This window comes from Archangium primigenium (genome assembly GCF_016904885.1).
GTDB lineage: Bacteria > Myxococcota > Myxococcia > Myxococcales > Myxococcaceae > Cystobacter > Cystobacter primigenius.
Genome location: NZ_JADWYI010000001.1, coordinates 1,898,336 through 1,910,475, shown reverse-complemented (window position 1 = coordinate 1,910,475; position 12,140 = coordinate 1,898,336). Strand labels below are relative to the sequence as shown.

The following is a 12,140-nucleotide window of genomic DNA, read 5'->3' as shown; positions in this document are numbered from 1 at the left end:
AGCCCTTGCTTTGGCGTCCGCGCCACGAAGAAAGCCGAGGGGGCGCGTCGAATGAAACCGCTGTGCGTGGCACTGTGTCTGGTCGCGGGTGGGGCGTGGGCCCAGGAGGAGGCAAAGGCGCCCGAGGAGCGGCGCCCCGCGTTCTGGCTCCAACCCGTGGCGCCCATCCTGGTCAACGCGGCGTTGTTCACGGACGGCGCCTACATCGCCACGCTTCCCGTGGGCCTGAACCTCCCCATGAGCAGGCGTTGGGACCTGGTGCTCGAGCTCACGCCCATCCTCAAGAACCACCGCTATGGAGGAGGCGCGGTCGCGATGGCCGCGGCCGTGGGCACCGCGTGGTTCATGCAGCAGCGGCCCGCCCATGATGGCTTCTTCCTCCAGCCCAAGCTCGTGGGTGTCATCGCCTACGACAGGCGAAACGACTTCTCGGAGAGCTATCAAGGGCCCTTCAACCCCGTGGAGAAGCAGCTCTCCCTGGGGCTGGACCTCGGCTACCGCATCGCGGTGCGGGGCGGATTCCTGGACCTGCTCCTGGGGGGCAGCGTGGGGTGGGGATGGAACGTGCCCTCCTCGGACAACAGCCTCTTCCTCTCCCTGGCCGAGCAGCTGCCCAGCGGGTACCGCGAGGATAAGCGCGTCTGGGATCCCAACCTCCATCTGCTGCGCATCGGCCTCACGCTTTGACCCGAACCCCGAGCACACCCATGAACGCCAAGGGATTGCATCGATTGAGCCCCCTCTGCGGGGTGTTGTGTCTGGTCGCGAGCCTGTCGTGGGCCCAGGCGGAGACGAAGGCCCCGGAGGCGCAACGCCCCTCCCTCTGGGTCCAACCCGTGATGCCATACTTCCTCAACACCCTCTTCATTCCGCGGGGTGAGTACCTGGTCACGCTCCCCATGGGACTGAGCCTCCCCCAGCGGGGCAAGTGGAAGCAGTGGGAGCTGATGTTCGAGATCACGCCCATCTACCGAAGTGACCGGGCGACCTATCCGCGCACTCCGGTGAACAAGGTCTTCGCCTTGGCCCTCGCCGGGGGCGCGGCCTGGTTCAGCCACGAAGGCGCCACCCACCAGGGCTTCTTCCTCCACCCCAAGCTCGTGGGCGCCATCAGCCATGACCCCCGAGGGAGCCCCCTGCCGAGCAGGAGCCTCTCTCTGGTGGCGAGCCAGCTCACGCTTGGACTGGACATCGGTCGTCGCTACGCGTTCCGCGGAGGCCATCTGGACCTGCTCGTGGGCGGCAGCGTGGGCTGGGGATGGAACGTGCCCGCGGAGTCCCCCAGCCTCTTCTACTCCGTCATCGGAGGCCGGTCCCCGCGCCGCACGAGCAAGCTCGTCTGGGATCCCAACTTCCACCTGCTGCGCATCGGCCTCACGTTTTGAAACCATCCCCCCGGAGAAGCCTCGGATGAAAGCATTGTGCGTGGCGCTGTGTCTGGTCGCGGGCGCGTCGAGCGCCCAGGAGGAAGCGAGTCGCCCCGAGCCACACCGGCCGGCCTTCACGTTCCAACCCGTGGCCTCGCTCCTGGTGCTCACCCGGGGCGCGAGCCTTGACGAGTCCTTGCTGTTCATGCTGCCCGTGGGCATGAGCGTTCCCCTGGAGGAGCGCTGGAGACAATGGGAGCTGATGCTCGAGCTCACGCCCATCTATTCACAGGGCAGCGCGAGCAGATGGAGCCTCGCGCTGGCCCTGGCCGCGGGCGCGACCTGGTTCAAGAACGACACGTCCCCGCACCAGGGCTTCTTCCTCCAACCCAAGCTCATGGGCGTCATCCTCCGAGACATGTCCGACAGAGACAGTCAGCGCTCGTCCATGGCGACCCAGGTCACGGTGGGACTGGATATCGGCTACCGCGTCCCCGTCGAGATCGGCCAGTTGGATTTCCTCGTGGGAGGCGGCGTGGGCTGGGGATGGAATGTGCCCCGGGACGCCCCCAGCCTCTATCTTCCGCTGTTGGGCTCCAGCTACGGCTACGACCGCACGAACAAGGTCGTCTGGGATCCCAACCTCCACCTGGTGCGCCTCGGCTTCACGCTCTGAGGCCCGCTCAGACCTTGAGCATGTCGCTCAAGGCCCGGAGCGCGGCTAGGACGTGGCGGCGGCTCGGGGAGTACAGGAAAAAGCCCGGGAACGGGGGACACCAGTCCGCGAGCACCCGCACCAAGAGGAGCCCCACGCCGTCCAGGGCCGCCCGCCGCATGAGCTCGGAGTCCTCGAGCACCAGCGGCCCCTGCACCGCCCCCATCGAACCGCAAGGCCGTGACGTCCTCCCCTGTCCGACCGAAACCCTTTCACCACAACGGTCTTGCGCCAGGGGCCATTCCGGCTCACGGAGATCAAGACGGCGATCCTCTCCCCGTCATGAATTCCCTACCAACCCAAGTGAAAATGTGTCAGGTCGCCGCCCTGAAGTGTTTGCCCTCTGACACCTGGGATCGGACTGAATCATGATGACACGGTACCCGCTCTTGGTAGTGCTTGCGCTGCTCGTCGCCTGCGGAGACAACCAGAAGCCCAACCTTCCTCCCACGATCGCGGACGTCGACGTCACGACCCTCGAGAACACCCCGGTGGTCATCACCGTCTCCGCGCAGGACGCGAACGGTGACACGCTCGAGGTCACGTTCGCCCCCCCCAACCACGGCACGCTCGCGGGCACGGGTCCCTCGGTGACGTATACGCCCACGGCGAACTTCAGCGGGGAAGACGCCTTCAAGGTCACGGTCTCCGACGGCAAGGCCACGGCCATGGCCACCGTCCGGGTTACGGTTCAAGAAGTCAACAGCGCTCCGGTGGCGGGAGATGACACGGCCACTACGGACGAGGACGTGGCCCTGACGCTGGCGGCCAGCGTGCTGCTGGCCAACGACACCGACGCGGATGGAGACACGCTGACCCTCAGCCGCGTGCAGAACCCGAGCGGCGGCGCCGTCGTCCTCTCCGGCACCACCCTCACCTTCACCCCCGACGCCAACTTCAACGGCACGGCGAGCTTCGAATACGTGGTGACGGACGGCAGCGCCAACAGCATCGGCCGGGTCACCGTGACGGTGGACCCCATCAACGACGCCCCCGTGGCCACCCCCGTCACGGTCTCGACCCCGCAGAGCACCAGCGTCACCATCACCCTGGTCGCCACGGACGTGGACGGCGATGCGCTCACCTTCACCACCACGACCCCCGCCCACGGAACACTGTCCGGGACGGGGGCGACCCGGGTCTACAGGCCGACCCCGGGCTTCTTGGGACAGGACACCTTCACCTTCGAGGCCAGCGATGGTTCGCTCACCTCCAACACCGCCACGGTCACCCTCACGGTCACCCCGCCCCCCGTCTGCGGCGACGGCACCACGGATCCGGGCGAGGTGTGCGACGACGGCAACCGGACGGCTGGAGATGGTTGCCGGGCCGACTGCCGCGGCGTCGAGGTGTGTGGCGATGGGCTGGTGGACAGCACCGTGGGGGAGCAGTGCGATGATGGCAACACGGCCTCTGGGGATGGCTGTGACGCCACGTGCAAGCTGGACACCTTCTCCACTGTTCCGGCCCAGCTCATCAGTGGGACGTTGAATTGCACCACGCAGGTCTCCAATTCGGGGCGCAAGGTGGCGGTGGATGCGCTGGGCCGCTTCTTCGCGGTCATGCGATGCAATAACACCGTCCATGTCAGCGTGAGCGTGGACCGCGGACAGACCTGGGTGGGCCCGACCTCCCTCGGCATCTCCAACGCGTCGGAGGTCGCGATCGAAGGGGGGCCCACGGGAGTCGCCTACGTCGTGGCCGCGGCGAGCCCGGGCAAGCTGCTCTTCACCCGGACCCTGGACGCGGGCGCGACCTGGGAAGGCCCCCGGGAGCTCACCAGCGTGGCGACTGCCACCCTTGGCCTGGACTCCCTGGGTGACGCCATCTACATCTCCGCCAAGGTCAACGGCACCACCCTGCGCGTCCTGCGGAATTTCTCGCGGGGGGAAGACGCCTTCGAGTCCACGGATGTGACGCAAAACAGCGCCTTTCACGACCTCGTCGTGGACAAGATCAGCGCGGATGTTTTCTCGGTGAGCGACAGCCCGGCGTTTCGCATCCGCCGCAGCAGCGACATGGGCATCAGCTTCGGTCCCGAGAGCACCCCTCCCGGACAGGCCTTCTACTCGGACTGGACGGGGTCGAACGGGTTTCTCTACGCGGTGGGCACCAATGGCGATGACAACGTCGATGTCATCCCCGTGTCGGCGCCCGGGACGAGCACCCAAGTGACCGGCCTGCCCACGGACGTTGGCGCCACCTCCAACCGGGCCATCGACGCCGATGCCCTTGGCAACGCGTATGTCGTCACGGGCCGCAACACGGGCGACGTCCAGCTTGATCGAATGCGCGTCGGGGCCACCTCGATCAGCGCGGCGGACGCCCGGAGCATCGGTGCCGGTACGTTCCCGGCGGTCGCGGCGCTTCCCTCCAACTCCGGCGCATTCGTGGCCTACACGAATGGCACCAGCGTCTACGGCGCGGTCGTCGCCTACTGAGACCCAACCCCCGTCATCGCGTCCTTTCAGAGGTCATGTTCATGCGGAAGTTCGTTTTCGAATCGTGGATGTCAGCCGTGGGGTGGGTGTTGGCCACCTCGGGCCTGTGGGCGGTGCCCTCCGCGCGGGCCGAGGAGCGCACGCCGGAGGGCCGCCTGGAGGCGGGCCTCTTCGGGGGCGTGCATTTCTTCTCCAGGAATGGAGAGCTGGGCGTGGCGGACTATCCGGGCCTGGTTCCCTCGCTCCGCCACTCCGGTCTGGTGGGAGCACGGCTGGGGTATGAGCTGCGCTCCCGCCTGTGGGTGGAGGGCGAGTTGGCCGCCATTCCCACCTCGGACACCTTCGCGGGCACGCCCGTCTTCGTGCTGGGGTGGCGCGCCCACGGCCTGTTCCACTTCTGGAACCCGGGGCGCTGGCGGCCCTTCGTGCTCGCGGGCCTGGGCGCCCACAGCTCGTTCACGGGCCGCACCGGCGTGGATCAGGTGGGGAATGACTCGGACTTCGCCTTTCACTGGGGCCTGGGGCTCAAGTACGACCTGGCGCCGCGGCTGTCCCTGCGGGCGGATGCGCGCCACCTGCTCCCTCCCTCCCGCCAGGGCATGGGCGTCACGAATGACTTCGAGTTGCACGCGGGCCTTTCCTACCGTTTCGGTGGAGCGGCCTCCGTCCAGTCGCCACCTGCCGGACCCCGGGACACGGATGGGGATGGCATCACGGACGACACGGACAAATGCCCCCTGGAGGCCGAGGACAAGGACGGCTTCCAGGACGAGGACGGCTGCCCGGATCCCGACAACGACCAGGACGGCGTGCCCGACGCGGTCGACCAGTGCGTGAACCAGGCCGAGACGGTCAATCAGGTGGACGACGCGGACGGTTGCCCCGAGACGGACGAGGACGGAGATGGCGTCCTGGGTTCCCAGGACAAGTGCCCCCTGGAGGCGGAGGACAAGGACGGCTTCCAGGACGAGGACGGCTGCCCGGACCCCGACAACGACCAGGACGGCGTGCCCGACGCGGCCGACCAGTGCCCGACCGAGCAGGAGACACGCAATGGCTTCCAAGACGGGGATGGATGCCCGGATGAGCTGCCAAAGGGCGTGCAGCGCTTCACGGGTGTCATCAGCGGCATCCAGTTCAAGGCGGCCTCGGACACCATCCAGGCCAGCTCACACGCGCTGTTGAACGAGGCGGTGACGGTCCTCAAGGAGCACCCGGACGTGCGGCTGGAGATCTCCGGACACACCTCGGCGGACGGAGACGCGCAGCTCAACCAGGACCTGTCGCAGCGGCGGGCCGAGGCGGTGAAGCAATACCTGCGGGCCAGGGGAATCGAGGCGAGCAGGTTGTCGGCCCAGGGCTTCGGTTCCTCCCGTCCGCTGGCGCCGAACGACACGGCGGCGGGGCGCGAGAAGAACCGGCGCATCGAGTTCCGACTCCTCCAGGACAATCCCGCGGCGGGGAATACCTCCCCCAAGGAAGAATAGGGCCGCGCTCGCGAAGCCCCAGGGTCACCCCTTGGCTTCACGCGCCGAGGCCCGCTCAGACCTTGAGCATGTCGATCAAGGCCCGGAGCGCGGCCGGGACGTGCCGGCGGCTCGGGTAGTACAGGAAGAAGCCCGGGAACGGGGGGCACCAGTCCTCGAGCACCCGCACGAGCCGCCCCTCGCGCAGCTCCTCCGTGACATGGCTCTCCATGGTGCAGATGAGCCCCACGCCATCCAGGGCCGCCCGCCGCATGAGCTCCGAGTCCTCGAGCACCAGCGGCCCGTTCACCGCCACGGTGTGCTTCTCCTCGCCCCGCTCGAACTCCCAGCGCACGAGCGCTCCCGTGGACAGGCGGTAGCCCACGCACCGGTGGTCCTTGAGGTCCAGCGGTCCGCGCGGCGGCGCGCGCTCGCGGAAGTACGCGGGGGAGCCCACGATGGCCAGACGCTGGTCGGGCGTGACGCGCACCGCGACCATGTCCTGGCCCACGTTCTCGCCCAGCCGGATGCCGGCATCGAAGCGCCGGCCGACGATGTCCACCAGGGCGTCCTCCACCGTCACCTCCAGCGTGACGTCGGGGTAGGTCCGGGTGAACTCGCCGAAGCGCGGCGCCAGGACCCCCAGGGCCACCAGGCGGGGCATGTTGAGCCGCACCGTGCCCGTGGGCTTGCCCCGGAAGTCGTTCACCGTCTCCACCGCGCGCGAGATGTCCCCGAAGGCCGGCGCGAGCTGGCTCAACAGCTGCTCCCCGGCCGCCGTGGGCGACACGCTTCGGGTCGTCCGGTTGAGCAGGCGCACCCCGAGCCGCGTCTCCAGCGCCCGCAGGGAGTGGCTCACCGTCGACGGCATCAGCCCCAGCCGCGCCGCCGCCCGCCGGAAGTTGCGCTCCTGCGCGACGGCGACGAACGCGGCCAGCTCGGCGAACTCGGATCCCTTCATTGGTGGCTCCTGACCATCAGTGCATACGGCAGTCCCCGCGTTATCACCAGCAGTTCCGCCCTCTACCTTCTCTCCATCCCCCTCCCGGAGAGACCCCCATGACGCCCCCCACCCCCGCCGCGCCCTCCACCCCGCCCTCCCGCCGGCTCGAGGGCCGGGTCGCGCTCGTGACGGGCGGAGGCACCGGCATTGGCCGCGCCGCCGCCCTGGCCTTCGCCCGGCAGGGGGCCCGGGTCGCGCTGGCCGGCCGCCGCGAGGCGGAGCTCGCCGACACGGCGCACCAGATCGAGGCCGAGGGCGGCACCGCCCTGGCCCTGACGGCGGACGTCTCGCGCGAGGCGGACGTGGCGGCGCTCGTGGAGGCCACGCTCCGGCGCCTGGGTGGGCTGGACTGCGCCTTCAACAACGCGGGCATCCAGGGCACCTTCGCGCCCCTCCTGGAGCAGACCGAGGCCGACTTCGACCAGGTGGTCGGCATCAACCTCAAGGGCGCCTGGCTGTGCATGAAGCACGAGCTGCTCGCCCTGCGTCGTCGGGGCACGGGCGGCGCCATCGTCAACACCTCGTCCTGGCTGTCCCCGGGCCCCGTGGCGGGCTCCTCCATCTACGCCGCGAGCAAGGCGGGGCTGGACGCGATGACCCGCGCCGTGGCGCAGGAGGTGGGCGCCCAGGGCATCCGGGTCAACAACGTGAACCCGGGCATCATCGACACCCCCATGTTCCGCAAGACCGTCCCGCCCGGGGCCGAGCAGCCCTTCGTGGCCGCGACCCCGGCCCAGCGGCTCGGACAGCCCGAGGACATCGGGGACGTGGCGGTGTGGCTGTGCACCGAGGAGGCGCGCTTCATCACGGGCCAGTCGCTCCTGGTGGATGGCGGCCTGACCCTCGCCGGCTTCCGCTGAGCCCGCCCCGTCCGTGTGCGATACCCATCGCGAGCGCAACGTCGCCGTCGACAAGCCCGAGGGCGATCGCCTAAGTGGGTCGCCGAGTCGTAGAGCTCGCAGCCCCCAAGGAGAGCACCATGGCGGACATCAAGGATCCCGAGAACACCCTCATCCTGGAGACGACGAAGGGCAAGGTCATCATCGAGATGCGCCCGGACGTCGCCCCCGGCCACGTGGCCCGCATCAAGGAGCTGGCGCGCGAGGGCGCCTATGACGGCGTGGTCTTCCACCGCGTGATCGACGGCTTCATGGCCCAGACCGGCGACGTGGAGTACGGCAAGTCCACCGGCCCCAAGTTCGATGCGCGGCGCGCGGGCATGGGCGGCTCGTCCAAGAGCGACCTGAAGGCCGAGTTCAACAACGAGAAGCACGTGCGCGGCGCCTGCTCCATGGCGCGCACGAACGATCCGCACACGGCCAACTCGCAGTTCTTCATCGTCTTCGGCAACGCGACCTTCCTGGACAAGCAGTACACGTACTGGGGCAAGGTCATCGAGGGCATGGAGAACGTGGACAAGATCAAGCGCGGCGAGCCCGTGGTGGACCCGGACAAGATCGTGTCCGCGAAGGTCGCCGCCGACGTCCAGGGCTGAGCCCACGCGCCCCGCGGCCATGGGTCCGGGCCCGCGCTGCCCGGCCTCTCACTCCTTTATCCGAATGGCGGAGAGGACCTCGCGCCGCAAGGCCTCCACCGAGGGATAGGTGGCGCGAGGCGTCCCGGCGGGAGGGGCCAGGATGGTCCATCCCGAATCGTAAGGGGCGGGGATGCTCCCTTCTTTCCTCACGGTGGGCAGGGGGCCCCGGAAGCGCTCTGGGTCGAACCCTGGGTAGGACAACCAGAGGGGGGCGGAAGTCCCGGGAGCGGGCAAAGGCGCGAGCAGCGTCACCCGCCCGCCGGCGAACATGGGCCTGGCCACCATCTCCACGGCGGTCGTGTCCAGGACGAAGCTCGGCGTGGACAGGGCGGCGCGGGGCATGAACTTGGCCGTGCTGAATCCCTCCAATTGGATGAGCAGCCCGTCCTGCAAGCTCAGCCGCTCGCCCTCCCGCCAGACCTCGAAGCCCGCCTCCACCCGGACCGGCCGTACGGACAGCAGTTTCTCGGGCCGTGGCCTCAAGGGCCTCGGCGCGGGGGGAGGACTCGTGCAGCCCGCCACGAGCACCCAACACGACAGCAGCGAGCGCATCATCGGTCTGTCCTCCCTTTTCCGGACCCAGGTCGACATCCACCCACACCCCCAGTATCATCCCACGCCCACGCACTTGTCACTCCAACGAGGCCCCCCATGGGCGTTGATTCCGTCAGCGGTTCGTCTTCCAGTCCCAAGTCGAGTCCGGTGTCCTCGTCCAGTGGGGGCTCGAGTTCCCCGTCGCCGTCCAGCGCGAACGCCGCGAGCGTGAACCCGACGCCGAGCACGCCGCCCGCGCGCACGCCGACGGTGAACTTCGAGCGCAGCGGCTTCGATCCCGCCGGGGCCGTCCGCTCGACGCCGGCGCTCCGGGACGCCACGCCCCTGGCGCGGGCGGGCTTCGACCCGAACAGCCGCTTCGAGCCGGCACAGCCGGGCGCGTCGGTGCCGGGCCTCTTCGACGCCACGCCGATGAACCCGGTCGCCCAGACCTTCACCCAGCCCCTGCCCGCCCTCCCCGAGAACTTCGAGAGCGCCTTCAAGGTCCCCAAGGGCCAGCTCACGTTCGACGCGGAGGGCATGGAGACGCGGGGCGCGTTCTTCAGCCGCACGCCCCACCACCCCACCCTGGGGTCCGGGGTCACCATCGGCCGGGGCTACGACATGAAGTACCGCACTTCGGAGCAGGTGGTGGAGCACCTGACGGCCGCGGGCGTGCCCCAGGCGGATGCCGAGCTGCTGGCCCAGGGGGCGAAGCTGACGGGCCAGGATGCTCGGGACTTCGTCAACCGCCCCGACGTCGCGGCGATCGAGATCAGCCAGAGCGCGCAGAAGAACCTGTTCAACACGGTGTATGCCGAGCATGAGAAGGACGTGCTGGACATCTCCAATTCTCCCTCGCGGCTCGAGGCCTTCGGGCGCGTCGATTGGGAGAACCTGGACCCGGCGCTCCTGGACGTCGCGGTGGACCTGCGCTTCCGGGGTGACTACAAGCCGGAGACGCGCAAGGACTTCCAGCCGCTGCTCGTCAACAATGACCTCCAGGGCCTCAAGGATTTGCTCTCCGACGAGGACAAGATGCTCAACGACTGGAAGGTTCCGCGCGATCGCTTCGAGCGGCGCCGGGACTACGTGGCGGACGCCGTGGCTGGAGCGGCCTAGCGGCCCGCCCCGAGGAACCCGCGAGGGGTTTGGAGTAAGCTCCCGTCATTCCTTCCCCAACAGGAGCTTCACCCCGTGTCGACCTCTTCGCAGCGTCCCGGTCCGCAGTCCGCCCGCTTTCCCTTGCGTCTGCCGTTGATCGCCATGCTCGGCGTGATGACGATGGGCAGCGGGTTGGGCAATCCCGGATGCGGGAGCTCCGACTATACGCCGTCGCCTCCCGCCATCTGTGATGACACGTGTGATGTCATCGCGGGCACCTACGCGCTCACCTTCCCGAAGCTCCAGCTCGTCGGTGATTGTGATCGGCTGGGCCTCAAGCTGCCCACCGAGATGAAATTCGCGCGCGATGGCGAGGCGGTGAAGGGCAGCATGAGCGACATTCCGCTCGCGGGCCGGTACGAGCCCGGCACACGCCCGCGGATCGTCATCGAAGGCGAGAACACCCAGAAGCTCGCCGACGGAAACATGCACCGGCTCAGCGCCTCCATCGTCGGCCAGTTCAACACGGTGCCCGCGAGCGCGAGCGCTCCGTCGAGCTACACGGGCCACTACTACTCCTACCGGTTGCCCCCGGAGGGACAGCCCTCGGACGACGTGCGCTGTGACATCAGCGCCGACTTCACCGCGACCCGCATCGAGCCCTGGGGCGGCTGAGCGCCGGGCCCCGGCTCACCGCCGGGGCTGACGCCGGGTGGCGATGCCCTGGGCGAGCTGTACCTGCTGCTTCCAATGGCCATACAGCCGCCCCTGGGACGCCAGGCGGTCCAGCTCCCGCCGGGTGTCGTCGTCCACCGCGCCCGGCGGCGCGTCCCGGTAGGGCGTGCCCGGCAGCGGCATGAAGGTATGCCCATGCACCTTGGCGCCCAGGTCCGCCAGCCGCCGCATCAGCGCGAGCGTGGCCTGGATGTCCTCGGAGGACTCCCCGGGCAGGCCGAGGATGAAGTCCACGTTGGGCACGAAGCCGTGCTCCACCGCCAGGCTCGCCGCGCGCACCACCGTCTCCACGTCGTGGCCCCGGTGCATCTCCTGGAGCACGCGCTCGCTGCCCGACTGCCCGCCGATGATGAGGTTGTCGTTGCGCACGTAGCGCTTGAGCAGCACGAGCGCCTCGGGCGTCACGTGCTCGGGCCGCACCTCCGAGGGGAACGTCCCGTAGAAGATGCGCCCCTCGGGTCCCGCCGCCTCGCGCACCGCGCCCAGCATCTGGTCGATGGCCTCCAGGTTCATCGTCTCGTCCTGGGTGCCGTAGGACATGGACGTGGGGGTGATGAAGCGCACGTCCCGCTTGCCCGCCGCGCGCATCACCCGCACCCAGTGCGCGATGTTCTCCACGCTCCGGTGCCGGAAGCGCGCCTTGTTCAAGAAGGGCGTCTGGCAGAAGCGGCACGCGTAGATGCACCCGCGGGTGATCTCGATCGCCCCGTACTTCGCGTGCCCCGGCGCGAAGGGCGGATACGCGTCCAGCACCACGCCCTCGCCCCGGCCACGCGGCACCAGGCGCCCCTCCACCAGGCGCGACCAGCCCCGCGTCTCCCGGGGCTCCTCGCCGCGCACCATCCGCCGCAACAGCTCCAGCAGGATGACCTCGCCCTCCCCCACCCCCACCAGGTCGAAGCCCGCCCGGAGCGTCTGCTCCGTCTCCGCCGTGGCGTGCACGCCGCCCGCGAGGCACAGCACCTCCCGGCCTCCCAGGCGCTCGCGCAGCCACGCCAGCTCCTCGGCCGCCGCGGGGAAGCTCGCCGAGTAGAACGACCACGCCACCGCCACCTGGTAGCCCGCGTCGAGGCACTCGAGCACCGAGGCCAGCAAGGACTCCCGGTCCCGGGGAAAGCGCAGGGCCACGTGCTGGCCCACCGCGTCCGCCTCCACCGCGCCCGCGAGCACGGTGAGGGCGTACTTGCCCGGGTACTGGTAGCTCAGGACGAGCGCGACCTTGTTCGAGGAAGCCATCG

At 69.2% G+C, this 12,140-nt stretch carries 13 protein-coding genes; 9 read left to right on the top strand and 4 right to left on the bottom strand.

Annotated features, from left to right (window positions below):
• Positions 1 to 51: 51 nt before the first annotated feature.
• From I3V78_RS08175 to I3V78_RS08165, 3 genes are read left to right on the top strand one after another with little or no spacing between them, the layout of a single operon-like run.
• Positions 52 to 687: a hypothetical protein gene (locus tag I3V78_RS08175; protein ID WP_204485754.1), complete on the top strand. Its 636-nt coding sequence runs from the start codon at positions 52 to 54 to the stop codon at positions 685 to 687.
• A gap of 20 nt (positions 688 to 707) precedes the next feature.
• The gene (locus I3V78_RS08170) at positions 708 to 1,385 is read left to right on the top strand and encodes a hypothetical protein (protein ID WP_204485753.1); all 678 of its coding nucleotides are present in this window, start codon (positions 708 to 710) and stop codon (positions 1,383 to 1,385) included.
• 25 nt (positions 1,386 to 1,410) lie between these two features.
• Complete coding sequence (locus tag I3V78_RS08165) at positions 1,411 to 2,043, top strand: hypothetical protein (protein ID WP_204485752.1); 633 nt, start codon at positions 1,411 to 1,413, stop codon at positions 2,041 to 2,043.
• Between the two features lie 7 nt (positions 2,044 to 2,050).
• Here I3V78_RS08165 and I3V78_RS08160 read toward each other — a convergent pair whose 3' ends face one another.
• On the bottom strand, positions 2,051 to 2,239 hold the full coding sequence (locus I3V78_RS08160; RefSeq protein ID WP_204485751.1) for a type 2 periplasmic-binding domain-containing protein: 189 nt from the start codon (positions 2,237 to 2,239) through the stop codon (positions 2,051 to 2,053).
• Positions 2,240 to 2,450: 211 nt separating this feature from the next.
• Between I3V78_RS08160 and I3V78_RS08155 the strand changes: the two genes are divergently transcribed.
• Both I3V78_RS08155 and I3V78_RS08150 read left to right on the top strand, forming a co-directional pair.
• On the top strand, positions 2,451 to 4,523 hold the full coding sequence (locus I3V78_RS08155) for a tandem-95 repeat protein (RefSeq protein ID WP_204485750.1): 2,073 nt from the start codon (positions 2,451 to 2,453) through the stop codon (positions 4,521 to 4,523).
• 77 nt (positions 4,524 to 4,600) lie between these two features.
• Positions 4,601 to 6,010, top strand: a complete 1,410-nt coding sequence (locus tag I3V78_RS08150) for an OmpA family protein (protein WP_204485749.1) — start codon at positions 4,601 to 4,603, stop codon at positions 6,008 to 6,010.
• 55 nt (positions 6,011 to 6,065) lie between these two features.
• On the opposite strand, the gene I3V78_RS08145 is transcribed toward I3V78_RS08150, so the two are convergent.
• Complete coding sequence (locus I3V78_RS08145) at positions 6,066 to 6,950, bottom strand: LysR substrate-binding domain-containing protein (RefSeq protein WP_204485748.1); 885 nt, start codon at positions 6,948 to 6,950, stop codon at positions 6,066 to 6,068.
• 98 nt (positions 6,951 to 7,048) lie between these two features.
• Here I3V78_RS08145 and I3V78_RS08140 point away from each other — a divergent pair, with 98 nt between their 5' ends.
• Positions 7,049 to 7,852 carry an SDR family NAD(P)-dependent oxidoreductase gene (locus I3V78_RS08140; RefSeq protein ID WP_204485747.1) on the top strand — a complete coding sequence of 268 codons (804 nt, stop codon included), beginning with the start codon at positions 7,049 to 7,051 and terminating at the stop codon, positions 7,850 to 7,852.
• 119 nt (positions 7,853 to 7,971) lie between these two features.
• Positions 7,972 to 8,487, top strand: coding sequence for a peptidylprolyl isomerase (locus I3V78_RS08135; protein WP_204485746.1), 516 nt, complete (start codon positions 7,972 to 7,974; stop codon positions 8,485 to 8,487).
• Between the two features lie 48 nt (positions 8,488 to 8,535).
• On the opposite strand, the gene I3V78_RS08130 is transcribed toward I3V78_RS08135, so the two are convergent.
• A complete protein-coding gene (locus I3V78_RS08130; RefSeq protein WP_204485745.1) occupies positions 8,536 to 9,084 on the bottom strand; it encodes a hypothetical protein in 549 nt (182 codons plus the stop codon).
• Positions 9,085 to 9,291: 207 nt separating this feature from the next.
• Between I3V78_RS08130 and I3V78_RS08125 the strand changes: the two genes are divergently transcribed.
• Positions 9,292 to 10,185 (top strand): lysozyme family protein, encoded by an 894-nt coding sequence (locus tag I3V78_RS08125; RefSeq protein WP_338023495.1) that lies wholly within the window; start codon positions 9,292 to 9,294, stop codon positions 10,183 to 10,185.
• Positions 10,186 to 10,260: 75 nt separating this feature from the next.
• A complete protein-coding gene (locus I3V78_RS08120) occupies positions 10,261 to 10,842 on the top strand; it encodes a hypothetical protein (protein ID WP_204485743.1) in 582 nt (193 codons plus the stop codon).
• Positions 10,843 to 10,857: 15 nt separating this feature from the next.
• Here I3V78_RS08120 and I3V78_RS08115 read toward each other — a convergent pair whose 3' ends face one another.
• Positions 10,858 to 12,138, bottom strand: coding sequence for a TIGR04013 family B12-binding domain/radical SAM domain-containing protein (locus I3V78_RS08115; RefSeq protein ID WP_204485742.1), 1,281 nt, complete (start codon positions 12,136 to 12,138; stop codon positions 10,858 to 10,860).
• Between the last annotated feature and the right edge of the window lie 2 nt (positions 12,139 to 12,140).

Coding starts and splice junctions, on each gene's coding strand:
- I3V78_RS08115 (WP_204485742.1), bottom strand. CDS start 12,138: ATGGCTTCCTCGAACAAGGTCGCGCTCGTCCTGAGCTACCAGTACCCG.
- I3V78_RS08145 (WP_204485748.1), bottom strand. CDS start 6,950: ATGAAGGGATCCGAGTTCGCCGAGCTGGCCGCGTTCGTCGCCGTCGCG.
- I3V78_RS08170 (WP_204485753.1), top strand. CDS start 708: ATGAACGCCAAGGGATTGCATCGATTGAGCCCCCTCTGCGGGGTGTTG.
- I3V78_RS08130 (WP_204485745.1), bottom strand. CDS start 9,084: ATGATGCGCTCGCTGCTGTCGTGTTGGGTGCTCGTGGCGGGCTGCACG.
- I3V78_RS08135 (WP_204485746.1), top strand. CDS start 7,972: ATGGCGGACATCAAGGATCCCGAGAACACCCTCATCCTGGAGACGACG.
- I3V78_RS08155 (WP_204485750.1), top strand. CDS start 2,451: ATGATGACACGGTACCCGCTCTTGGTAGTGCTTGCGCTGCTCGTCGCC.
- I3V78_RS08165 (WP_204485752.1), top strand. CDS start 1,411: ATGAAAGCATTGTGCGTGGCGCTGTGTCTGGTCGCGGGCGCGTCGAGC.
- I3V78_RS08175 (WP_204485754.1), top strand. CDS start 52: ATGAAACCGCTGTGCGTGGCACTGTGTCTGGTCGCGGGTGGGGCGTGG.
- I3V78_RS08140 (WP_204485747.1), top strand. CDS start 7,049: ATGACGCCCCCCACCCCCGCCGCGCCCTCCACCCCGCCCTCCCGCCGG.